Genomic DNA, 20,867 nt, shown 5'->3' with positions numbered 1-20,867 from the left:
CGCCATGCGCGTCCGTCCTCCAACCACCCGCCGTCCGTCCGTCGCCGCTCATCTGGCGGGGGCGCTCGCGGCCAGGACCGGTGACGAGATGTCCGGTCCCGCCCTCGCCCTCGCCGGTTTCGCCGCCGCGGGCTCGACGTCCCGTGCGGGGGCGCTGCTGGCGTGTGTGACGGTCTCGGCGGCGGTGGGCGCGCCCCTGCTGGGCGGGCTCCTGGACCGGTCCCGCCGGCCCGGCCGGCTCCTCGCCGGCACGGCGGTCCTCTACGCGGCGGGGCTCGGCGCCGTCCTGTTCGGGCTCGACCGGCTGCCGTTCGCCGTGACGGCGCTGCTCGCGGTGGTCACCGGGCTGGTGGGTCCCGCGCTCTCGGGCGGCTGGACCGCGCAGCTCCCCCGGATCGCGCCCGCCGACCGGATGCCCCGTCTGCACGGGCTCGACGCGCTGACCTTCTCCGTGGCGGCGCTGGCCGGTCCGGCGCTCGCGGGCGGCGCCGCGCTGCTGCTCGACGCGCCGACGGCGGTCGTCCTCGCGGCGGCCCTGGTCGCGACGGCGGCACCGGTCGCCTGGTCGCTGCCGGCGGCGGTGCCGGACGCACCCGAGGCCGGCGCCGCACGGCACGCGGACGGCCGGGGGCCGCACCGGGCCGCCGCCGGAGCGCCCGGGCGGCGGGGCCGTGACGGCGTCGTGGCCGTGTTCCGCCGGGGTCCTCTCCTGCGCGCCACGGTCACCTCGGTCGGCTGCGCCACCGCTCAGGGCGCGGTGGCCGCCTGCCTCCCGGTGCTGGGGGCGCGGGCGCTCGGCGGTTCCGGCCGGGGCGCGCTGCTGCTCTCCGTGGCGGCGGCCACCGCCCTCGCGGCGACCGCGCTGCACGCCCGGCCGCCCCGCGCCGTACCGCCGGGGCGGGTGCTGTGGGGCGGGGCCCTGGTGCAGGCGAGCGCGTGGGCGACGGCCTCGACGTGCGGACCGGCGGCCCTGGTGGTGGCGTTCGCGGTCGCGGGCGCCGCCGAGGGTCCGCAGCTGACCGCCCTGTTCACCGTCCGGCACGAGGAGACCCCGAGCCGGCTGCGCGGCCGGGTGTTCACCACCGGAGCCGGCCTGAAGATCACCGGCTTCGCGGTGGGCGCGGCGGTGGCGGGGCCGGTGGCGGCCTGGTCCGTCCCGGCGGCGCTGCTGGGTGCCTCGGCGGTCTGCGCCGTGTCGGCACTCCCGTACGCGAGGGGCCGGAACGGGGTCAGAGCGGAGACCGGGGAACTCGGGCGACCCGCGGAGCGACGTACCGCTCGGCGGCGCGGAGGGCTTCCGGGGTCGAGCGGACGCCCATGAGCACGCACAGGGTGTACGCGGTGTCCTCGCAGCGGCGGCGGAGGGAGGGGTCGCCGGGAGCGGCGAGGACCGTGCGTTCCTGGGCCCGGTAGTGCCGGAGGAGCCGTTCGACGGTGTTGCGGTCGGGCAGCAGCATTCTTCCTCCGTGGCGGCCCCGTGTCGTGCGTCGCTCCATGGTGCTCGCGGCCGGCCACCCGCGCGACCCCTGTGGTCACGTTCCGTCATTTCGGGACGGCCGAGGTGCGAGCTCCGCCCGAATGGCCGAGGGTCGAAGACATGAACCCGAGTACGCGACTGAGGGTGGTCGTCACGGGCGCCACCGGGAACGTCGGCACGAGCGTGGTGCGGGCCCTGGCCCGCGAGGAGCGGGTCGGTTCCGTGCTGGGACTGGCCCGGCGGCTGCCCGAGCTCCGGCTGCCGGGGGTCGAGTGGGCCGCCGTCGACCTGTCCGAGGCCCGTGACGAGCCCCGGCTCGCCCGGTACCTGGCCGACGCGGACGCGGTCGTCCACCTGGCGTGGCGCTTCCAGCCGACGCACGATCCCGTGACGACCTGGAACACCAATGTGCTGGGCACCCTGCGGGTCTGCGCCGCGGTCGCGGAGGCGCATGTGCCGGCGCTCGTCTGTGCCTCCTCGGTCGGGGCCTACTCCCCCGGCCCGGACACCGGCGCGCCGGTGTCCGAGGCGTGGCCGACGGACGGCTGGCCGGGCGCCGCCTACAGCCGGGAGAAGGCCTATCTGGAGCGGGTCCTGGACACCTTCGAGCGCGACCGTCCGCAGACCCGGGTGGTCCGGATGCGGCCGGCCTTCCTCTTCAAGGAGGAGGCGGCGAGCGAACAGCGCCGGATCTTCGCCGGCCGGTTCCTGCCCGGACCGCTCGTCCGGCCCGATCTGCTGCCGGTGCTGCCGGAGTTCGAGGGTCTGCGCTTCCAGGTCCTGCACACCGACGACGCCGCCGACGCCTACCTGCGGGCCGTGCTGCGGGACGTGCGCGGCGCGTTCAACCTGGCCGCGGAGCCGGTGGTGGACGCGGCGCTGCTCGGCGACCTGTTCGACGCGCGGCCGGTGCGGGTCCCCGCGGGCGCGGTGCGGGGCGCGCTGGCCGCCGCCTGGCACCTGCGCCTCGCCCCGGCCTCCCCCGGGCTGTTCGACCTGCTGCGCCACATTCCGGTGATGTCCGTCGCCCGCGCGCGCGAGGAGCTGGAGTGGACCCCCCGGGCGACCTCGGTGGAGGCCCTGGAGGCGTTCCTGCGCGGGGTGCGGTCCGGCGCGGGCGACGACACGGCTCCCCTGGCCGGGCGCCGCGCCGCCTGATCCCCTCCCGGGTGCGGCGGGCCGTCAGCGGCCCGCCGCACCCGCCGCGTCCCAGTCGACGATCCGGATGGCCGCGCCGGCCGCCTCCCGTCCCTTGCAGTGGGCGCGGTGGCGGCGGAGCACCGCGTCGACGTCGAGGTGGCGGGCGAACGCCGGGTGGCCCGCGAGCCGCTGGGCGTACGCCCAGAGCGCCCGGTGTCCGGCGACCCGGTGCAGGGCGGCGGCGTCCAGGTGCCAGCGGTGGACGGTGTCCAGCTGCACCAGGGCGCCCCACACGTGCACGTCGGCGAGGGTCGGCGCGGCCCCGAAGAGGTACGGCCGGCCGGTGAGCCGCGCGTCGAGGGAGGCGAGGGCCCCGAAGAGCGTGGCGAGGGCCTCCTCGGACTCCCGCCGGGCCCCCGCCTCCGGGTCGAGGCCGAGGGCGCCGGCCCGCTGCGCGGCCCGGTGGACGCCGCCCGCGCAGAGCACGGCGAGGGCGTCGATCTCCTGGCGGTGCTCCTCCGGCAGCAGTTCGGGACCGTCGCCCCGGAAGCGGAGGGCGAGGTCGCGGAGGATGTCGGGGACGTGGGTGCTGACGATCCGTCCGGTCCAGGCGTCGGCGAGGACGGGCGCGGCGGCGGGCCCGGTGTAGAGGTGTGCGGTGGCCTCGTAGAGCGGGCGGAGCGCGGTGTACGAGCCGTCCGGGGCGTCGGGGATTTCGGGCAGGAGCCGCAGCGGCAGGGTGGCGTCGAGGCCGAGGAGTCCGTGGGTGACGGCGATGCTCAGACAGTCGGGGTCGGCCGCGGCGAGGTGGAGCCGGTAGCGGTGCGGCACGGCGTAGTGGCCGCTGTCGGCGGAGCGGCCGATCCGGCCGCGGAAGGCGGGTGCCGCGGAGGCGGCGGGCAGCAGCGAGGAGGGGACGACGACGGGCATGGTGCTCCCAGGGTTGCTCGGTGCTGGGTCCGTGCGGGCTTCGTCGAGGCGTGCGGGAACGCCCGTGCGGCGGCAGCAGAGTGACGGGAAGGCGGGAGGTGGCGGCCGTGGCCCGGAGGAGCGGGCCGGCCGGGCGCGGTCAGGCCGCGCTGCACACCCGCAGCAGGTCGATGTGGCGGCGCGAGGTGAGGGGCAGGGAGCGCGGCAGGGGACGCGACGACGGGCGGGCCGTCCGGCCGCCGAGCCCGTCACCGTGAAGCATGTGGTTCCCTACCCGTCCGCTCGGATTCCCTGTCCCGAGTGTCCGGCGGCCGGCGGACGCCGTCAAGGGCGCGGACAGGACCGGCCCCGGGCGTTCCGGCCCCGCCGCCCGGCCGGGAGCGGAACGGCCGGGCGGCCGGGCGGCGGGACCCCGCACCGGCGGAGGCGCGACCCGGGCGGCTGCCGTCCGGCACCCCTCGGAGCCGTACGGAATAATGCGCCGCATGCGCATTTCAGCCAGGGCCGACTACGCCGTGAGGGCCGCCCTCCAGCTCGCGGCCGCCGGAGACAGCGGGCCCTTGAAGGCCGAGGCGATCGCCGAGGGGCAGGGCATCTCGCACAAGTTCCTGGAGGGGATCCTGGGCGACATGCGCAAGGGCGGCCTGGTGGAGAGCCAGCGCGGCGGGCGGGGCGGCTACTGGCTGGCGCGGCCCGCCGAGACGATCTCGGTCGCGGACGTCATCCGCTGCGTGGACGGCCCGCTGGTCTCGGTGCGCGGCCAGCGCCCGCCGGACCTGGCGTACACGGGCCCCGCCGAGTCGCTGCTGCCACTGTGGATCGCGCTGCGGGCCGGCGTCCGCGAGGTGCTGGGCGTCTCGCTCGCGGAGGTCGCGTCGGCCCGCCTGCCGGCCGAGATCACCGCGAAGGCGGACGACCCGGAGGCCTGGACGAACCCCTGACGGACGGCCGGGCCACACCGCCCGCCACCGCGCGCCCTGGCGCGGACGTCACCGGCGCGGTAAGACGTCACCATGCCGCCCCCGCCAGACCGGCACGCCCTCGCCACGCCGCCCCGGCCAATCCGGTACACCCTCACCGCACCACCCGCGTCAGACCGGTACACCGCCACCACGCCGCCCCCGCCCAGCCGGTACACCCTCACCGCACCGCCCCCGCACCGCCGGCACCCCGCCACCCTTCCCCCGGCCGGCCCGCCCTGCCGTTCCCGACACGACCGACCCGCTCCGCCGTTCCCGAGCCGGCCGGCCCGCCCCGCCGTTCCCGAGTCGGCTCGGCGGGCAATCCGCCGCCACCTGCCTCGACTTGACGCCGTCCCGCCCACCGACACACCCCCATCCACATAGCGGACGCCCCTTGGGCCTCGCGGGCTCCCTCTGCCACTATCCCTAGTGATCCAGTGGGATTAGATCCGGTGGAATGACGGAGAGCAGGCGGGGTGGGATGAGCAAGCAGCAGACGGCGCCGAGGGACGACACGCTCTGGCGGCGGGTCGTCCGGGAACTCGCCGACGACCTGGCGGTCGACGCGCACGCCCGCGACCGGGCCGGCAAGGCCCCCTTCGACGAGGTCGAACGACTCCAGGAGGCGGGGCTCCCCGCCTTCCTCACGGCCTCCGACCCGGCGCTCGGCGGCGGCGGGCACGGCGCCGATCTCCGCACCGCGTGTTCCGCCGTACGGGAGCTCTCCGCCGCGGACAGCTCGGTCGGCGAACTCCTCGCCCACCACTACGCCCTGTCGTGGACGACCCGCTTCCTCGCCGGCCCCTCGGGCCGGACCGCCGAGAGCTTCCCGCGCCTCGACGCCCGCACCGCGGCCGAGGGGTGGCTGCTCGCCGGGGCGACCGAACCCGCGCCGCCCGGCACGGGCACCGGCCTCACCCTCACCCGCGCCGACCGGGGCGGCTGGCTCCTCGACGGGCGGCGCTCCTTCGACTCCGCCGTGACCGTCGCCGACCGGCTCGTGGTCGCCGCCCGCCCGGCCGGCACCGGCGACCTGCTGGTGGTCCTGGTGGACCCCGCCCACCCCGGGGTGTTCGCCGAGGGGGTGGCCGACCGGGTCGGGCAGCGGCTGACCGGCGCCGGCACGGTCGTCTTCGACCACGTGCCCGTCCCCCGGGCGGGGGTCCTCGGCACCCTCCCGTCCGACGAGCACGCCGTGGCGCCCTTCACCGCGCTCGCGCCGCTCGTGCTCCGCCTGCTGCTCGTGCACGTGGTGCTCGGCATCGCGGAGGGCGCGCTCGCCGAGGCCCGGGACGTGAACCGGACCATCGCCCCCGAGCCCGACCGCGTCCCCCGGGACGGCACGCCCCTCCACGCCCTGCCGGGCCTGGGGGACGACCCGTACCTGCTGCTCTCCTACGGGGAGTTGGCGACCGCCGCGCACACCGCGGCCGCCGTCGCCGAACGCGCCACCGACGCCCTCACCAGCGGACTGCGCGCCGGGTGGACGCTCGGCTTCGAGGACCGCGCCGACCTCGCGGTGCTGGTCGCCGCCGCGGAGACCGTCACCGGCCGGGCCGCGGTCCAGCTGACCACCCGGATCCTGGAGCTCGTCGAGGGCGCCCCGCCGGCCGTCCCCGGCGCCGGGGGCGGCGGCCCCGGCTTCGACCGCTTCTGGCGCAACGCCCGCGCCCTCACCGCCCGCACCCGCCCCTCCCACCGGCTCCGCGACATCGGCGACCACTACCTCAACGGCACCCACGCCCGACTCGCCCGCAGCGCCTGACCGCGCGTCACGGACCGTCGCCGGCGCGCGTCAGCTCGTACAGGTCACCGGAGTCCGGGTCGCCGACGTACTGGTAGAGCGTGACCCGCTCCGCCGTGCCGCCGACGTACCAGGTGCCGTCCGCGCAGGAGCCCACCCCGAGCCCGACCTGCAGGCCCGACGCGCCGGACCCCGGTTCGTATGTCCAGGTGCCGCGACCGCCGCACTCCCGCTCCTCGTCGTCCCCGTCCCAGGAGTCGTCGAGGCCCGCGGCGGTGGCGGTGCCGTCCGCGGCCAGCTCCATCGAGCCGCCGCGCCCGTCCGTCCAGGTTCCGACGATGGCGGCACGAGCCGGGCGAGGCGGCCGGTACTCCTCGACCAGGCCACTCGCGAAGACTGCCACGCCGAGTGCGAGGACGACGGCCACGGCCAGCGCGCCCCGGCCCAGGACGGCCCGCAGCAGACGCGGCCGGCGCGAGCCGGAGACCGCGGCGGCCACGGCGAGCGCCGCCCCGGCCGGCAGCCACAGGACGGCGCCGGCGACCGCTCCGGAGCAGCCGGCCGTCACCGCCGCGCCCAGCGGGACCGCGGCGACGAGCAGCCCGCCCGGCAGCAGCCCGGCCGCTCCGCCCCCGAGGCGGGCCCACCCTTGCCCGAGCACGCCCGCGAACCGCTCACCGAGCCACACCGTGGGCAGCACGAGCACGAGGGCGAGACCACCGGCGAAGGCGACGGCGAAGGGCAGCAGCACGAACAGGAGGAGGATGCCCAGGGCGGAACCCCCTCCGGCGCCGGGCGACGGCTGGGTGAAGCCGTACAGCGTCAGCAGGACGGCGGCGAGCACCCCCTCCACGAGGAGCACCGCCGCCGCCGGCACCAGTCTCTCGGCGGCGCCAATCCGCTGCGCCTCCCGCGTCGCCGCCATGGCGATCACCCCCTTCGGCGAGATCCTGCCAGACCCCTGAACACGTTCAAATGACGGGTCCCCAACCCGGCGGGACGAACGGTCCGGCATGTCGGGCCGTCCGGCCCTCTCCCGGAGCGGCCCAAGGGCCCAAGCTGGGAGGCGAGGAGGGACCGGCGTCCGGGCCGGGCCCTCGGATGGTGTCTGGGAGGACGTCGGATGAGTCGCGAGGCCGGGGAGTTCCGGGGCGGGGAGATCGTGGCCGGGGTGGACGGTTCGCCGGAGAGCCTGGCGGCCGCCGACTGGGCGGCGCGCGAGGCGGAGCACCGGGGCGTCCCGCTGCGGCTCGCGCACGCCTGGCGGTGGGAACCGCTCGACCTGCCGCTCGTCCAGGACCGCGAGACGCAGGAGCGGGCCGCCGAGGAGGTGGTCCGCGCGGCCGCGGCGGAGATCACGGAGCGGCACCCGGAACTGACCGTCACCTCGGGGGTGCTGACCGACACTCCGGTCGCCGCGCTGCTCGACACGGCCGAGGACGCCGAGATGCTGGTCATCGGCTCGCGCGGGCACGGGGCGGTGGCCGGATTCCTGCTCGGCTCGTACGGGCAGCAGGTCATCGCCGCCTCGACCCGCCCGGTCGTCGCGGTCCGGGCGCGCGACGACCGGGCAGCCGAACCGCCCACCGGCGAGATCCTGGTGGGCCAGCAGGGCACCCCCGAGGACAGCGAGGCGGTGCTGCGGTTCGCCTTCGAGACGGCGGCGGCCCGGGGCGCCGCGATCCGCGCGGTGCGGGCCTGGAGCCTGCCGCCGCTCTTCGCGTACAGCCCGACGTCGCTGCGGCTCGCCGACGACGCCGGCGGCCTCGTGCCCTTCGAGGAGAAGGCGCTCCGCGAGGCACTGGCGCCGTGGCGCGAGCGGTACCCGTACGTGCCGGTGACCGAGCACGTCGAGCTCGGCAGCGCCGGCCAGGTCCTGCTCACCACCTCCGGCGCGGCGCAGCTCCTGGTGGTGGGCCGCAGGGCGAAGCGCGGGGCGCTCGGACAGCGGATCGGCTCGGTGGCGCATGCCGCGCTCCACCTGGCGCCGTGCCCCGTGGCGGTGATCCCGCAGGGCGCCTGAGCGGATACGGGTCAGGCGGTCCCGTCAAGTCGACGCGGCGGGTCGACGCACGGAGTTGACCCGCCGGGTTGACACGGGGTGTCGGGGCGGCGGAGCGCGGAAAGCCTTGACCCCGTCGCCCCGGTGGCCGAACGCCCGGCCGCCGGCCCGACGGCGACGCCGAGAGAGCGGAGCTCCATGCGGTACGACGGCCCCGACCCATCAGACCCATCAGACCCGTCCGACCCCTTCGAACATCCCCACCCCGACCACCCCGCCCCCGGCGCCCCCGCCTCCCCTACCGGTTCCGGCCGTCACCGCCGCGGCGGCCCCGCGCTCCACCGCCCGCACCGGCGCCCGCTCCGGCGCACGTCCTTCCAGGCGGCCGTCCTCACCGCGGGCACGACCGCCGCCGCCGTCACCGTCCTCCTCGGTCTGTACGTGGCCGCCCCGCCCTCCTCCTCCGCTCCCCGCGCGGCCGGGCCCTCCTCCGCCGAGGCCCGACCCCCCGCCCCTCCCACCCCGGCCCCCGGCTCGCCCGACGCCCGGGCCGAGGCCCGCCGCACCCCGTCCGCGCCCCCGGCAGCGCCGGCGATCACCGCCCCGACCGCGCCCGCGACCACGCCCCCGGGCGCGAGCGCGGGTGCGGACGCGGGCGACGCCACCGGGACCGGGGCCGGGGCCGGCAGGGCGGACGGCGGGCTCGCCCCGCAGACCGGGTCCGTCCTCGCCGCCCCGGTGACGGCCCCGGCCCGCGCGGCCCGCTACGTGCGGGACGTCGTCGCGCTCGCCAACGCCGAGCGGGACCGGGCCGGCTGCGAGCCGCTGCGGACCGAGGCACGGCTCACCGAAGCGGCTCAGGGGCATGCCGACGACATGGCGGCCCGTGACTTCTACGCCCACGACAACCCCGAGGGACACGACGGGGGCGACCGGATCAAGGCCTCCGGCTACGCCTGGTCGGCGTGGGGCGAGAACATCCACAAGGGGCCGAAGACCCCGGAACTGGCCATGGACGACTGGATCGGGAGCCCGGCCCACCGGGCGAACATCGTGAACTGCGCCTTCCGCGACATCGGGGTCGGCGTCACCCTGACCGCCGACGGGCCCTGGTGGGTGCAGGACTTCGGCACCAAGGGCTGACGTCCGCTCAGTTCGCGGGCGCGGCCAGCTTCTGCACCCAGACCGTGCCGTCCGGGCCGGGCACGGCGGCCACACCGGTGTCGCGGTAGGCGCAGTCGAGCAGATTGCGTTCGTGGCCCGCGTCGTCCCGCCAGCTCTCCACGACGGTCGCGGGGTCCGGCTGGCCCTGGGCGAGGTTCTCGGCCCAGGCCGACCACTGGTATCCGGCCGCGGTCATGCGGCTGTCCGCGAACTCGCCCTCGGGGCTGGCGTGTCCGTAGTAGCCGCGGGCCGTCATGTCCCGGGCGTAGGCGCGGGCGGCGGCGGTCAGCCGGGCGTCGGTGCGCAGCGGGCCGCAGCCGGCCTTCGCGCGCAGCCGGTTGACCAGTTCCGTCACCCGCTCCCCCGGGTCGGCCGGGGTCGGTGCGACGCTGCGGCTCGGGGTCGGCGCGGTGGTGGTGGCGGTGCGGGTCGGGGTCGGCGTCGGGCGGGTGGGGGTCGCGGTGGTGGTGTCGGGTGTGGGGGCGGGGGTCCGGGGCGGGGTGGTCGCCGGGGGCGCGGCGACGGGCCCGGGGGGCGCGGGGCGGGGGTCGGTGGTCTCGGGGAGGGTGAGGACGAGCGCCCCGAGGACGGCGACGGCCGCGACGCCGGCCGTCCCGGCCCGGCGCCCGAGGGTCCAGTACGGGGCGGCGTGCCCGCCGGATCCGGCGGAGGCCGACGCCCCGGGCAGGGTGTGCGGGTCGGGTACGGGAGGCTGGCCGGCCGGCGGTGATGCCGCCGGGCCGGGCGGCACCGCTTCGGCGGCCACCGCCGGCTCCGCGCCGCCGACCGGCTCCGCCGCGAACGCCGGGGTGGTGCCGGCGTCGAGGAGGGCTCCGGCGACGGGCGGGACGAGGCCGATGCCGACCAGCAGACCCTCGACGGGGGCGAGTCCGCGGCGGGCGCGGCCGGTCGCGCAGGTGCGGCACTCGCGCAGGTGGCGGGCGAGGCGCTTGCGCCACAGCGGGGACGGCCGGCCGTCCCACGGGGTGAGGACGGTTTCGAGGCCGGGGCAGCGGGGACGGGCGTCGAGGGCTCCGACGACGGCCCGGCCGGTCTCCAGTCGCTCCTTCATCCGCTGCACGCGGACGGCGGCGTGGGCCGGGTCGAGGCCGAGGGCCTCGGCGAGTTCGGCGCGGGTGAGTTCGCCGGCGGCCTCCAGCCACCACAGGGAGAGGAGTTCGCGGTCGTCCTCGTCGAGCCAGCGAGTGGCCCGGGCGACGTCGCGGCGCTGTCCGGTGAGGCCGAGGCGGAGGATGGTGAGGTCGGTGAAGTCGCCCGCCGGGTCGGCGAGCTCGACGGCCCGGTCGAGGCCGGGGACGGGGGCCTGCCGGCGTTCCCGCCAGCGGCGGCGGACGCCGTTCATGGCGATGGCGACGAGCCAGGACCGGAAGCGGGCGGGGTCCCGCAGCCCGGGCAGCCCGTCGAGGGCCCGGACGAGGGTCTCCTGGACGATGTCGTCGGTGTCGGCGTGCCCGTCGAGGGCCCGCCCCACGATGTTGTGCACGAGCGGCAGGCAGGCGCGCACCAGTTCGTCCCTGGCGTGCGGATCGCCCGCGCGCGCCGCCTCCACCAGGGCGGTGGTGCGCTGCTCGTCGCTGTGCATGGATGGTGCTCCCTCGTGCCCGGTTCGCGTCCCCGTCCAGGTGGAGACCCGGGAGGCCGGGCAGGGATAACACTTTTTTCGCTCGGCGGTCCGGGCGGGCCGCCGCCGTGACGGCGGCCCGCCCGGACCGGAGGCCAGGCCGCCCCTCCGGATCGTGCCGGGTGCACGGCACGACCCGGAGGGGCCGGCCTAGCCGGTCGGGTGGGGCAGGCGCGGGACCGTGGCCCCGTGGCCCTCCCGGACGGCCTCCACGACGGCGTCGTGGAGTTCTCGGCTCTCCTCCTCCGAGGAGCAGGGGACGGGACTGCCCGACATGGTGAACCAGTCGGAGGCGCCGCTGTACTGCACGGCCACACGTGCCTCACCGTCGACGAAGGTCGTGTGCACGGTCAGGTCGCCCGTGACGATTCCGCCCTCGACGGTCAGCACCCCACCACGCCCGGTGTAGACACCGGCGGTCGTCCAAGATGCCCAGCTCATGCCCTCCAGGGTCACACCCGGATGGCCTACGCGCCACCGACGGGACCGCCCCGGCCGGAATCGTTCCGGCCGGGGCGGTACGCGTCGGCCGCCCGATCAGGCGAGGGTGGCGACGGCCTCGTTGAACGTGGCGGAGGGGCGCATCACGGCCGCGGCCTTGGCCGGGTCGGGCTGGAAGTAGCCGCCGATCTCGGCCGGGGAGCCCTGGACGGCGTTCAGCTCGTCGACGATCTTCTGCTCGTTCGCCGCGAGGTTCTCGGCGAGCGGGGCGAAGGCCTTGGCGAGCTCGGCGTCCTCGGTCTGCGCGGCCAGCTCCTGGGCCCAGTACAGGGACAGGTAGAAGTGGCTGCCGCGGTTGTCGATGCCGCCGACGCGACGGGTCGGCGACTTGTCCTCGTTGAGGAAGGTGCCGGTGGCGCGGTCCAGGGTGTCCGCGAGGACCTGGGCGCGGGCGTTGCCCGTGGTGGTGGCCAGGTGCTCGAAGGAGGCGGCCAGCGCGAAGAACTCGCCGAGGGAGTCCCAGCGGAGGTAGTTCTCCTTGACGAGCTGCTGGACGTGCTTCGGGGCGGAGCCGCCGGCGCCGGTCTCGAAGAGGCCGCCGCCCGCCATCAGCGGGACGACCGACAGCATCTTGGCGCTGGTGCCCAGCTCCAGGATGGGGAAGAGGTCGGTCAGGTAGTCGCGGAGGACGTTGCCGGTGACGGAGATGGTGTTCTCGCCGCGGCGGATGCGCTCCAGGGAGAACTTCGTCGCCTCGACCGGGGAGAGGATCTTGATCTCCAGGCCCTCGGTGTCGTGCTCCGGCAGGTACTGCTCGACCTTGGCGATCAGCCGGGCGTCGTGGGCGCGCTCGGCGTCGAGCCAGAAGACGGCCGGGTCGCCGGTGGCGCGGGCGCGGGTGACGGCGAGCTTGACCCAGTCCTGGATCGGGAGGTCCTTGGTCTGGCAGGCGCGGAAGATGTCGCCCTCGGCGACCTCCTGCTCCAGGACGGTGTCACCGGCGGCGTCGACGAGGCGGACGATGCCGGCCGCGGCGATCTCGAAGGTCTTGTCGTGGGAGCCGTACTCCTCGGCCTTCTGCGCCATGAGGCCGACGTTCGGGACGGAGCCCATGGTCGACGGGTCGAAGGCGCCGTGGGCCTTGCAGTCCTCGATGACGGCCTGGTAGACGCCGGCGTAGGAGCTGTCCGGGAGGACGGCGAGGGTGTCGGCCTCCTGGCCGTCCGGGCCCCACATGTGGCCGGAGGTGCGGATCATGGCCGGCATCGAGGCGTCGACGATGACGTCGGACGGCACGTGCAGGTTGGTGATGCCCTTGTCGGAGTCGACCATGGCGAGGGCCGGGCCCTCGGCGATCTCGGCGTCGAAGGACGCCTTGATCTCGGCGCCGTTCGGGAGGGCGTCCAGGCCCTTGAGGACGGTGCCGAGGCCGTCGTTGGCGGACAGGCCGGCGCCCGCGAGGACCTCGCCGTACTGCGCGAAGGTCTTCGGGAAGAAGGCGTGCACGACGTGGCCGAAGACGATCGGGTCGGAGACCTTCATCATCGTGGCCTTGAGGTGCACGGAGAAGAGGACGTCCTCGGCCTTGGCGCGGGCGACCTGCTCCGAGAGGAAGGTGCGCAGGGCGGCGGCGCGCATCACGGAGGCGTCGACGACCTCGCCGGCGAGGACCGGTACGGACTCGCGCAGCACGGTGGTGGTGCCGTCGGCGGCCACGTGCTCGATGCGGAGGCTGCCGGCCTCGGCGATCACGGTCGACTTCTCGGTGGACCGGAAGTCGTTCTGCCCCATGGTGGCGACCTCGGTCTTGGACTCGGAGGTCCAGGCGCCCATGCGGTGGGGGTGGTTCTTGGCGTAGTTCTTGACCGAGCCCGGGGCGCGGCGGTCCGAGTTGCCCTCGCGCAGGACCGGGTTCACGGCCGAGCCCTTGACCTTGTCGTAACGGGCGCGGACGTCCTTGTCCTGGTCCGTCTTCGGGTCGTCCGGGTAGTCCGGGAGGGCGTAGCCCTGCGCCTGGAGCTCGGCGACCGCGGCCTTCAGCTGCGGGATCGAGGCCGAGATGTTCGGCAGCTTGATGATGTTGGCCTCGGGGGTCTTGGCCAGTTCGCCCAGCTCGGCGAGGGCGTCGTTGATGCGCTGGCCCTCCTCGAGGAACTCGGGGAAGCTCGCGATGATGCGGCCCGCGAGCGAGATGTCACGCGTCTCGACCGTGACGCCGGCCGTGGAGGCATACGCCTGGATCACGGGCAGGAACGAGTACGTCGCCAGGGCAGGCGCCTCGTCGGTGTGGGTGTAGATGATGGTCGAGTCAGTCACCAGGTGCTCCGCTCCACGTCTGCGTATGCGAGATTGCTCGACATCAAGATATCTCGTGATCGCGGTTCTCCGTAAAGGGCCCCACGAGCTCGCCTTGGTCGGGGGCTCCGGAGTCCTCCACGAAGGGCCCTCCGAGCCGGTACGAGGCGGGTCCGCCGTCGAGCTCGACGTGGCGGACGAGGAGGAGCAGGGCGAGGCCGGCGGCGGCGCCGACACCGGCGGCGAGTGCCTGGCCGCAGCGGTGGGCGAGGCGGAGCTCGGCCGGGTCGTACGGGGCGGTGGCGGGCAGGCCGAGGGTGTCGCCGAGCAGCAGGAACCCGGCCGCGAGGCCGCCCGCGGCGAGCAGCCCGAGCGCCAGGCCGACCGGGAGGCCGCGCGCGGTGGTGCCGCGCCGGGTGCCGGGGCGGACCTTGCCGCGGCGGGCGAGCAGGGCGATCAGGCCGCACTGGACGGCGAGGGCGAGCAGGGCGGCGGCGATGACGTCGCCGGGGCGGTGGTCGCCGTCGGCGACCGAGTACGCGCCGACGGCGACGGCCCAGAGGGTGGCGGCGCCGGTCGCGAGCTCCCGGGAGCGGCGGGACACGACCAGGGGGAGGGCGAAGGCGACACCGAAGGCGAGGGTGGCGGTGGCGCTCGGGAAGCCGCTGGGGGCCAGGGCCCCGACTCCCTCGGCGGTCCGCGGGCGGGGCGCGTACAGCTGGAGCAGGCCGGTGACGGCGAGCGAGACGGCGACGGCTCCGACGGCGGCTCCGGTGAGCCCGTACCGCCTGCGCAGCACGCCGAGGCCGACCAGGAGGAGACAGGCGAGGACGAGGGAGAGGGTGACGGCCCCGTCCAGTGAGGGGTGGTCGCGCAGGAAGGCGGCGACGCGGGTGTCGGCGCGCCGGCCGGTGACGGCGGCGTCGCCCCAGCGGCGGCCGGTCGCCGTCAGCACGAGGCCCGCGTAGACGAGGGTGAGCAGCAGGACCGCGGCGAGGCAGGCGCGCCGGGTCCGGGTGCGGACCCGGGTGCTGAAGGAGTCCGCGGCCTCGCCCGCCACGGCGGCGTACCACCAGGTGTCACCGGCTCTGGGCGGCTTCGGGGAGCCGCCTATTCGCCTGTCGTAGGAAGCCATGCCCTGATTCGAACCCGGGCGCGAGCGGGACGCCCGCTGGGCGCACCCGAACGACGCTCGGGGGCGGGATTCAGCCGTCGCGGGGGTCCCGGAGCGTCGGGCCCGCTCCGGTGCCCGACGCGCCGCCGGCGCGTCGGGAGGGGCGAGCGCCCCCGGAACGACGTACCGGTCCCTGCGGTCCCCCGGTCGCCGCCGGCGGGGTGCCGACGGCGGCGCGGGCGTGCCGTGCGCGGGTGAACGGGAGGGGGCGTCAGGAGGAGGCGCGGACGACGAGGTCGGTGGGGAGCATCCGGCGGGGCTGGTCGTCGGGCTCGCTGGGGCCGGCGATCTCGGCCAGGAGGAGCCGGGCCATGGTGCGGCCCATCTCCTCGATGGGCTGGCGGACGCTGGTGAGCGGCGGGTCCATGAGGCGGGCGACGGCGGAGTCGTCGACGCCGACGAGGGCGACGTCCTCGGGGACCCGGCGGCCGGCCTCGCGGAGCACGGCCCGGGCGCCGGCGGCCATCACGTCGGAGGCGGCGAAGACGGCGTCCAGGTCGGGGGCGCGGTCGAGGAGTTCGCGCATGGCGCGCCGGCCGCCCTCCTCGGTGAAGTCGCCGGTGGCGACGAGGGCGTCGTCGGCGGGGAGGCCGGCCTCGGCCAGGCCCTCGCGGTAGCCGTCGAGGCGGCAGCGGGCACCGTACATGTCGAGGGGGCCGGTGATGGTGGCGACGCGGGTGCGGCCGCCGGCGGCGAGGTGGGCGACGGCGGTGCGGCCGGCTCCCGTGTTGTCGGAGTCGACGAAGGCGACGGGCTCGTCCTCGCGGCGGCGGCCGTTGAGCACGGCGGGCAGGCCGAGGGCGCGGACCTGGTCGGGCAGCGGGTCGTCGGCGTGCACGGAGACGAGGAGGACGCCGTCGACGCGCTGGGCGGCGAGGTACTGCTCGAAGCGCTGCCGCTCCTGGTCGCTGCGGATCAGGGTGAGCAGCAACTGCTTGTCGGCGGCGGCGAGTTCGCTGCTGACACCGCGAATGATGTCGAGGAAGTACGGTTCGGCGAAGAGCCGGGCCTCGGTCTCGGGGACGACGAGGGCGACGGCGTCGGTGCGGCTTCCGGCGAGGGCGCGGGCGGCCCGGTTGGGGACGTAGCCGAGTTCGGCGACGGCCTTCTCGACGGCCGCCTTGGCCTGCTCGCTCACCTTCGGCGAGCCGTTGATGACCCGGGAGACCGTGCCGCGGCCGACTCCGGCCCGGGCCGCGACCTCCTCCAGGGTGGGCCTGCCGGTCTGCCGCCCGCTCACCGCCATGTGTGGCTTCTCCCCTCGGCCCCGGGACACCGCCCGCCCGTGCTGTGCGGCGAACCTATCAGGCGGGCGGGCGGGTCCCGGCGGGATCGGCCGGCGGTGCCGGCGGCGGTGCGAGGGGTGGGTGGGATCAGGTGGTGGGCGTCAGTTCCGCCATGGGGCCCCAGCCCCGCTGCTCGGTCCTGACGTTGATGATCTCGGGGGTGGCGGCGACGGCGGGGGCCATCGCGGCGAGTCCGGCGGCGAAGTGGTCGGAGGCGACGTGGGCGGCGCCGGCCTCGTCGTCGGCGAAGCCCTCCAGGAGGGTGTACACGTTCGGGTCGTCGACGCTCCGGGACCAGTCGAAGAAGAGGTTGCCCGGCTCCTCGCGGGTGGCGCGGGTGAAGTCGGCGACCAGGTCGAGCCACTGGTCGGCGCGGTCGGGGCGGACGGTGAAGCGCACGGCGATGAAGATCATGCCCTCAGGCTGCGCCACGCCGCCCCGCCCGGGCCAGGCGCGCCTCTCAGGATTCCGGCAGGGCCGGAAAGTCCGGCACGGCGCGGGTGAGGGCGGCCCGGACGGCGCCCTGACGGCGGGCGAAGTCCGCGGTGGGCAGGGAGACGGAGAGGGCGTGCACGATGCCGTCGCCGCGGTCGGGCACGGCGACGGCGAGGCAGGTGTACGCGAGGTCGGCCTCGCCGACGGAGACGGCGTAGCCCTGGCCGCGGACGGTGGCCATCTCGGCCTCGAAGCGCTCGGCGCCGGTGATGGTGCGCTCGGTGAACCGGGCCATGCCGTGTTCGGCGAGGTAGCGGCGGCGCCGGGCGCGCGGCAGGGCGGCGAGGAGCGCCTTGCCGTGCGCGGTGGCGTGCGCGCGGGCCTCCGGGCCGGGGGTGAAGGGGTGGGCGGTGTCGGTGACGGGCGCGGTGGTGTCCACGACGGTGATCAGGCCGTCGCGGTAGGCGGTGTGGTACGACTCCGCGCCGGTCGCCCGGCGCAGCCGCCCGAGGAGTTCTCCGGTGGAGGCGCCGAGTCCGTGGTGGCGGAGATGGGCGCGGTGCAGGGCGGGGACGCGGGGGCCGGGCGCGTACCCCTCGGCGGTGCGCACGAGGTGGCCGCGCGCGAGGAGCGGCCCGGTGAGGTGGTAGACGGTCGAGAGCGAGCAGCCCAGCATCCGGGCGAGGGCTTTGGCGCCGACGGGCCGGCCGGCGTCGGCGACCAGGTCCAGCAGGTCGAGCGCCCGCTCCACGGACCGCGGCCCCGCGGCGGCCCGGTGCGGGTCGGCGGAGGGCTCGGGCAGCGGGTTCGGGGCGTCGGCGGGCATCCGGCCAGGGTAGCGGCGGGGACGGCCGGGCGGCCCGGGAACGGCCTCGCGCGGCGGTCCGGCACTCCCTCGCGGCGACCCGGGCGCGGCCTCGCGGCAGCCCCGGCACGGGCTCGCGGACGGCCCGGGCACGGGCTCGCGGACGGCCCCGGCACGGGCCGGCTCGCGGCGGTCCGGACGCGAGGCTCACCGCGGTCCGGGAATAGCCTCGCGGCGGCCCGGGAACGGCCTCGCGGCAGCCCCGGCGCGGCCTGCGGCAGCCCCGGCACGGGCTCGCGTACGGCCCCGGCACGGCCTCGCGGGCGGCCCGGGAACCGCCTCGCGGCGGGCGGGCACTCTGTGTAGTGGTGCGATATCGGGGGGTATTTCCGCAGGTCAACCGTACTTTATGTGCATTTGACACTCTTTCGGCGTACGGTCGTCTGGTTCCCCTTGTCCCCGACGCCCCGGGAGAGCGTGTGCCCCGCCCCACGACCGACCATGCCCCGACGCCCGCCGCCGGTGACCGCCCACGGTGGCGGACGGCCGCGATCGCCGCGGGCGTCGTCGCCGTCGCGGTGGGCGGACTGTACGTGGCCGGTCTGGCGACGACCGGGAACGACATATCCGCCGGCACCCGGGTCGCCGGCGTGGACATAGGCGGGCTGAGCAAGGCCGAGGCGGCCGAGCGGCTGCGGGCACAGGCCCCGGCGGCGTGGACGGCGCCGATCGTGGTGAAGGTCGGCGAGCGCACCGAGGACGTCAGCCCGGCCTCGGCCGGACTGACCGTCGACGCGGAGGCGACGGCCGAGCGGGCCGCCGACCCGTCCCGGGACCCCTTCACCGTCATCGGGCGTCTCTTCTCCTCCGGGGACCGCGAGATCGAGCCCGTCCTCGCCCACGACGCCGCCAGGACCGGCGCCGCCGTCGCCGCGCTGGCGAAGGAGAACGACCGGGCCGTCACGGAGGGCTCGGTCTCCTTCAAGGACGGCGAGGCGGTCTCCACGCGGTCCGTCGCCGGCCAGAAGCTCGACACCGCGAAGGCCGCCGAGGCCCTGCGGGCCGCCTATCCGGCCGCCCCCGGCGCCTCCGCCGTGACCCTGCCGGTCGCGGTGACCCAGCCGAAGCTGGCCGCCGCCGAGCTGACCCGCTTCCTCGACACGTACGCGAAGCCCGCCGTCTCGGGACCGGTGACGCTCACCGTGGGCGACCAGCGGCTGCGGATCTCCCCCGAGACGCTGGGCGACCACCTGACCGTGAAGAACGAGAACGGCCGGCTGAGCGGCTCCCTCGACTCCACCGCGCTGCTGCGCGACCCGGACGTGGCCCGCCCGCTCGCCGCCATGACGGGCGCCCCGGTGGAGGGCACCCTCGGGGTGCGGGACGGCAAGGTCGTCGTCGTGAAGGAGGGCAAGCCGGGTCGCGAGGTGACCGAGAAGTCGCTCGGCGCGGCGGTGGACCCGCTCCTCACCCGCACCGGCGACGCGGCCCGTACCGCCTCCGTGGCCACCAAGGTCACCGAGCCCCAGGTGAGCAGCGCCACCCTCGACTCGCTCGGCATCAAGGAGCAGATGTCGAGCTTCACGGTGAACTTCCCCACGGCCCCGTACCGGACGACGAACATCGGCCGGGCCGCCGAGCTGATCAACGGCTCGCTGGTGCAGCCGGGCGCGGTGTGGAGCTTCAACGAGACGGTGGGCGAGCGCACCGAGGAGAACGGCTTCGTCGACGGCACGATGATCCTCGACGGCCGCTACCAGGAGGCCCCCGGCGGCGGCGTCTCGGCGGTGGCGACCACCATGTTCAACGCGGTCTTCTTCGCGGGCGTGCAGCCGGTCGAGTACGGCGCCCACTCCTTCTACATCGAGCGCTACCCGGCCGGCCGGGAGGCGACCGTCGCCTGGGGCAGCCTGGACCAGAAGTTCCGCAACGACTCCGGCAAGCCGATCTACATCGCCGCGAGCGCCACCGACTCCTCGGTGACCATCACCTTCTACGGCACCAAGAAGTACGACTCCGTCGAGGCGGTGGCCGGTCCGCGCACCGACATCACCGAGCCGGAGAAGCGCGAGGCCACCGGCGAGAAGTGCGTGCCGCAGGAGCCGCTGGAGGGCTTCGACATCGCGGTCGACCGGGTCTTCAAGAACGGCGGCGAGGAAGTGAAGCGGCAGACCTTCAAGACCCACTACACCCCGCGCGACGAGGTCGTCTGCAACTGACCGGCGCCGCCGGAAGGGTGTCCTCCCGCGGGCGCCCGGGCATGCATGCCTGGTGCGGCCGGACCGGGCCGCGCCGGTCCGGTGTCGGAGGCGTGCCGTGGCGGAGCGCAGCGAGGTCCCCCCGTTCGCCCGGCTGCTGGCCGGGGCGGTCCAGGACGGAGTGTGCCCGGGGGCCGTGTGGGCGGTCGGCGATCCTTCCGGCACCCGCTCGGCGGGCGCGGTCGGCGTCCTCGACCCGGCACTGCCCGAGGAGCCGGTCCGCCCGGACACCCTCTTCGACGTCGCGAGCCTCACCAAGATCCTGACGGTCTGGGCGGTGACGGGCACCCTGGTCGACGCCGGGAAGCTGGACCTGTCGGAGCCGCTCGGCTCCTCCTGGCCGGCGGCGGCCGGACGCCCGGTGGGCGAGGTCACCGCGCGCCAGCTGCTCACCCACACCGCCGGGATGCCGCTCCGGGCCAATCTGCGCTTCCTGTACGGCTCCGACCCGCAGGACATCAGGGACGGGGTCCTCGCCGAGCCGCTGCGGCACCCGCCGGGCGCGGCCGTGGCGTACACCGACCGGGCGGCGCTCGTCCTCGGCTGGCTGGCCGAGCACCTGACCGGCCGCCCGCTGGCCGAGCTGGCGCGGGAGCGCGTCTGGGCGCCGCTCGGGATGCGGGAGACCCGCTGGGGCCCGCTGCCGCCGGAGGCGGCGGCCCGCTGCGCGCCCACCGAGTACGACGAGGAGAGCGGCCGTCATCTGAGGGGGACGGTCCACGACTTCTCCGCCCGGCTGCTCGGCGGCGCCTGCGGGATCGCCGGCGTCTTCACCACGGCCGGGGACACCGGCCGTTTCCTGCGCGGGGTGCTCTCCCCTCCCGCCGGCACCTTCTCGGCGGCCTGGACGGCCGCCTCCCTGCGCGTCGGCACCGGCCATCTCGCCCCGCCGCGCGGCCTGCTCTGGCACCCGGCGCCCGGCGCCGGACCCGGTGACGACGTGTGGGCCCACTTCGGCTTCACCGGTACGGCGATGTGGGTCTCTCCCGCCCGCGCGCGCTGGGCGGTCCTGCTGACCAACCGCCTGTACGTGACGCGGGATCCGGCCCCGCTGGCCCGGGTCCGGGAGCTGTTCCGGGCATACGCGTTCGCCTGAGTCCCCGCTGTCGGTG

Annotated in this window: 19 protein-coding genes; 8 read left to right on the top strand and 11 right to left on the bottom strand. The window is 76.3% G+C overall.

What is annotated here, in order from left to right; all coding sequences use genetic code 11:
- Window positions 1–4 precede the first annotated feature (4 nt).
- Window positions 5–1,321: an MFS transporter gene (locus tag ACF1BN_RS22945; protein WP_392333453.1), complete on the top strand. Its 1,317-nt coding sequence runs from the start codon at window positions 5–7 to the stop codon at window positions 1,319–1,321.
- Here ACF1BN_RS22945 and ACF1BN_RS22940 read toward each other — a convergent pair.
- Entirely contained in the window at window positions 1,230–1,457 is a 228-nt protein-coding gene (locus ACF1BN_RS22940) for a DUF5133 domain-containing protein (protein ID WP_392333452.1), read from the bottom strand. The genes ACF1BN_RS22945 and ACF1BN_RS22940 overlap by 92 nt on opposite strands.
- Window positions 1,458–1,597: 140 nt before the next feature.
- Here ACF1BN_RS22940 and ACF1BN_RS22935 point away from each other — a divergent pair, with 140 nt between their 5' ends.
- On the top strand, window positions 1,598–2,635 hold the full coding sequence (locus tag ACF1BN_RS22935) for an NAD-dependent epimerase/dehydratase family protein (RefSeq protein WP_392333451.1): 1,038 nt from the start codon (window positions 1,598–1,600) through the stop codon (window positions 2,633–2,635).
- A gap of 24 nt (window positions 2,636–2,659) precedes the next feature.
- Here ACF1BN_RS22935 and ACF1BN_RS22930 read toward each other — a convergent pair whose 3' ends face one another.
- Complete coding sequence (locus ACF1BN_RS22930) at window positions 2,660–3,547, bottom strand: glutathione S-transferase C-terminal domain-containing protein (RefSeq protein WP_392333450.1); 888 nt, start codon at window positions 3,545–3,547, stop codon at window positions 2,660–2,662.
- 139 nt (window positions 3,548–3,686) lie between these two features.
- On the bottom strand, window positions 3,687–3,809 hold the full coding sequence (locus tag ACF1BN_RS22925) for a hypothetical protein (protein ID WP_392333449.1): 123 nt from the start codon (window positions 3,807–3,809) through the stop codon (window positions 3,687–3,689).
- Window positions 3,810–4,032: 223 nt separating this feature from the next.
- On the opposite strand from ACF1BN_RS22925, the gene ACF1BN_RS22920 reads away from it, so the two are divergent.
- Together ACF1BN_RS22920 and ACF1BN_RS22915 are read left to right on the top strand one after the other, a co-directional pair.
- Window positions 4,033–4,488, top strand: a complete 456-nt coding sequence (locus ACF1BN_RS22920; protein WP_392333448.1) for an RrF2 family transcriptional regulator — start codon at window positions 4,033–4,035, stop codon at window positions 4,486–4,488.
- 502 nt (window positions 4,489–4,990) lie between these two features.
- A complete protein-coding gene (locus ACF1BN_RS22915) occupies window positions 4,991–6,274 on the top strand; it encodes an acyl-CoA dehydrogenase (RefSeq protein ID WP_392333447.1) in 1,284 nt (427 codons plus the stop codon).
- A gap of 7 nt (window positions 6,275–6,281) precedes the next feature.
- On the opposite strand, the gene ACF1BN_RS22910 is transcribed toward ACF1BN_RS22915, so the two are convergent.
- Window positions 6,282–7,178 (bottom strand): hypothetical protein, encoded by an 897-nt coding sequence (locus ACF1BN_RS22910; protein WP_392333446.1) that lies wholly within the window; start codon window positions 7,176–7,178, stop codon window positions 6,282–6,284.
- A 198-nt stretch (window positions 7,179–7,376) separates the two neighbouring features.
- Here ACF1BN_RS22910 and ACF1BN_RS22905 point away from each other — a divergent pair, with 198 nt between their 5' ends.
- On the top strand, window positions 7,377–8,276 hold the full coding sequence (locus tag ACF1BN_RS22905) for a universal stress protein (RefSeq protein ID WP_392333445.1): 900 nt from the start codon (window positions 7,377–7,379) through the stop codon (window positions 8,274–8,276).
- A 177-nt stretch (window positions 8,277–8,453) separates the two neighbouring features.
- Complete coding sequence (locus tag ACF1BN_RS22900) at window positions 8,454–9,398, top strand: CAP domain-containing protein (protein WP_392333444.1); 945 nt, start codon at window positions 8,454–8,456, stop codon at window positions 9,396–9,398.
- A 7-nt stretch (window positions 9,399–9,405) separates the two neighbouring features.
- Here ACF1BN_RS22900 and ACF1BN_RS22895 read toward each other — a convergent pair whose 3' ends face one another.
- From ACF1BN_RS22895 to ACF1BN_RS22865, 7 genes are all read right to left on the bottom strand, one after another.
- On the bottom strand, window positions 9,406–11,022 hold the full coding sequence (locus tag ACF1BN_RS22895) for a sigma-70 family RNA polymerase sigma factor (RefSeq protein ID WP_392333443.1): 1,617 nt from the start codon (window positions 11,020–11,022) through the stop codon (window positions 9,406–9,408).
- A gap of 189 nt (window positions 11,023–11,211) precedes the next feature.
- On the bottom strand, window positions 11,212–11,502 hold the full coding sequence (locus ACF1BN_RS22890) for a hypothetical protein (protein WP_360320318.1): 291 nt from the start codon (window positions 11,500–11,502) through the stop codon (window positions 11,212–11,214).
- Between the two features lie 96 nt (window positions 11,503–11,598).
- On the bottom strand, window positions 11,599–13,818 hold the full coding sequence (locus tag ACF1BN_RS22885; protein ID WP_392333442.1) for an NADP-dependent isocitrate dehydrogenase: 2,220 nt from the start codon (window positions 13,816–13,818) through the stop codon (window positions 11,599–11,601).
- Between the two features lie 43 nt (window positions 13,819–13,861).
- A complete protein-coding gene (locus ACF1BN_RS22880) occupies window positions 13,862–14,932 on the bottom strand; it encodes a phosphatase PAP2 family protein (RefSeq protein WP_392333441.1) in 1,071 nt (356 codons plus the stop codon).
- A gap of 250 nt (window positions 14,933–15,182) precedes the next feature.
- Window positions 15,183–16,217 carry a LacI family DNA-binding transcriptional regulator gene (locus ACF1BN_RS22875; RefSeq protein WP_392333440.1) on the bottom strand — a complete coding sequence of 345 codons (1,035 nt, stop codon included), beginning with the start codon at window positions 16,215–16,217 and terminating at the stop codon, window positions 15,183–15,185.
- Between the two features lie 127 nt (window positions 16,218–16,344).
- Window positions 16,345–16,671 carry a putative quinol monooxygenase gene (locus tag ACF1BN_RS22870; protein ID WP_392333439.1) on the bottom strand — a complete coding sequence of 109 codons (327 nt, stop codon included), beginning with the start codon at window positions 16,669–16,671 and terminating at the stop codon, window positions 16,345–16,347.
- 46 nt (window positions 16,672–16,717) lie between these two features.
- A complete protein-coding gene (locus ACF1BN_RS22865; RefSeq protein ID WP_392333438.1) occupies window positions 16,718–17,518 on the bottom strand; it encodes an IclR family transcriptional regulator in 801 nt (266 codons plus the stop codon).
- A 458-nt stretch (window positions 17,519–17,976) separates the two neighbouring features.
- Between ACF1BN_RS22865 and ACF1BN_RS22860 the strand changes: the two genes are divergently transcribed.
- Complete coding sequence (locus ACF1BN_RS22860; RefSeq protein ID WP_392333437.1) at window positions 17,977–19,716, top strand: VanW family protein; 1,740 nt, start codon at window positions 17,977–17,979, stop codon at window positions 19,714–19,716.
- A 97-nt stretch (window positions 19,717–19,813) separates the two neighbouring features.
- A complete protein-coding gene (locus tag ACF1BN_RS22855) occupies window positions 19,814–20,851 on the top strand; it encodes a serine hydrolase domain-containing protein (RefSeq protein WP_392333436.1) in 1,038 nt (345 codons plus the stop codon).
- Window positions 20,852–20,867 lie beyond the last annotated feature (16 nt).

It is taken from the genome of Streptomyces sp. NPDC014861 (assembly GCF_043081625.1).
Taxonomy (GTDB): Bacteria; Actinomycetota; Actinomycetes; order Streptomycetales; family Streptomycetaceae; genus Streptomyces.
Note: the sequence above shows the minus strand (reverse complement) of the source record. Positions and strands in the feature narration are given on the sequence as shown.

What these genes read in the sequence shown, in the direction of transcription:
- ACF1BN_RS22920 (WP_392333448.1), top strand. Translation starts at nt 4,033, where the DNA reads ATGCGCATTTCAGCCAGGGCCGACTACGCCGTGAGGGCCGCCCTCCAG.
- ACF1BN_RS22915 (WP_392333447.1), top strand. Translation starts at nt 4,991, where the DNA reads ATGAGCAAGCAGCAGACGGCGCCGAGGGACGACACGCTCTGGCGGCGG.
- ACF1BN_RS22940 (WP_392333452.1), bottom strand. Translation starts at nt 1,457, where the DNA reads ATGCTGCTGCCCGACCGCAACACCGTCGAACGGCTCCTCCGGCACTAC.
- ACF1BN_RS22900 (WP_392333444.1), top strand. Translation starts at nt 8,454, where the DNA reads ATGCGGTACGACGGCCCCGACCCATCAGACCCATCAGACCCGTCCGAC.
- ACF1BN_RS22870 (WP_392333439.1), bottom strand. Translation starts at nt 16,671, where the DNA reads ATGATCTTCATCGCCGTGCGCTTCACCGTCCGCCCCGACCGCGCCGAC.
- ACF1BN_RS22925 (WP_392333449.1), bottom strand. Translation starts at nt 3,809, where the DNA reads ATGCTTCACGGTGACGGGCTCGGCGGCCGGACGGCCCGCCCGTCGTCG.
- ACF1BN_RS22890 (WP_360320318.1), bottom strand. Translation starts at nt 11,502, where the DNA reads ATGAGCTGGGCATCTTGGACGACCGCCGGTGTCTACACCGGGCGTGGT.
- ACF1BN_RS22930 (WP_392333450.1), bottom strand. Translation starts at nt 3,547, where the DNA reads ATGCCCGTCGTCGTCCCCTCCTCGCTGCTGCCCGCCGCCTCCGCGGCA.
- ACF1BN_RS22865 (WP_392333438.1), bottom strand. Translation starts at nt 17,518, where the DNA reads ATGCCCGCCGACGCCCCGAACCCGCTGCCCGAGCCCTCCGCCGACCCG.
- ACF1BN_RS22880 (WP_392333441.1), bottom strand. Translation starts at nt 14,932, where the DNA reads ATGGCTTCCTACGACAGGCGAATAGGCGGCTCCCCGAAGCCGCCCAGA.
- ACF1BN_RS22875 (WP_392333440.1), bottom strand. Translation starts at nt 16,217, where the DNA reads ATGGCGGTGAGCGGGCGGCAGACCGGCAGGCCCACCCTGGAGGAGGTC.
- ACF1BN_RS22905 (WP_392333445.1), top strand. Translation starts at nt 7,377, where the DNA reads ATGAGTCGCGAGGCCGGGGAGTTCCGGGGCGGGGAGATCGTGGCCGGG.
- ACF1BN_RS22945 (WP_392333453.1), top strand. Translation starts at nt 5, where the DNA reads ATGCGCGTCCGTCCTCCAACCACCCGCCGTCCGTCCGTCGCCGCTCAT.
- ACF1BN_RS22910 (WP_392333446.1), bottom strand. Translation starts at nt 7,178, where the DNA reads ATGGCGGCGACGCGGGAGGCGCAGCGGATTGGCGCCGCCGAGAGACTG.
- ACF1BN_RS22935 (WP_392333451.1), top strand. Translation starts at nt 1,598, where the DNA reads ATGAACCCGAGTACGCGACTGAGGGTGGTCGTCACGGGCGCCACCGGG.
- ACF1BN_RS22895 (WP_392333443.1), bottom strand. Translation starts at nt 11,022, where the DNA reads ATGCACAGCGACGAGCAGCGCACCACCGCCCTGGTGGAGGCGGCGCGC.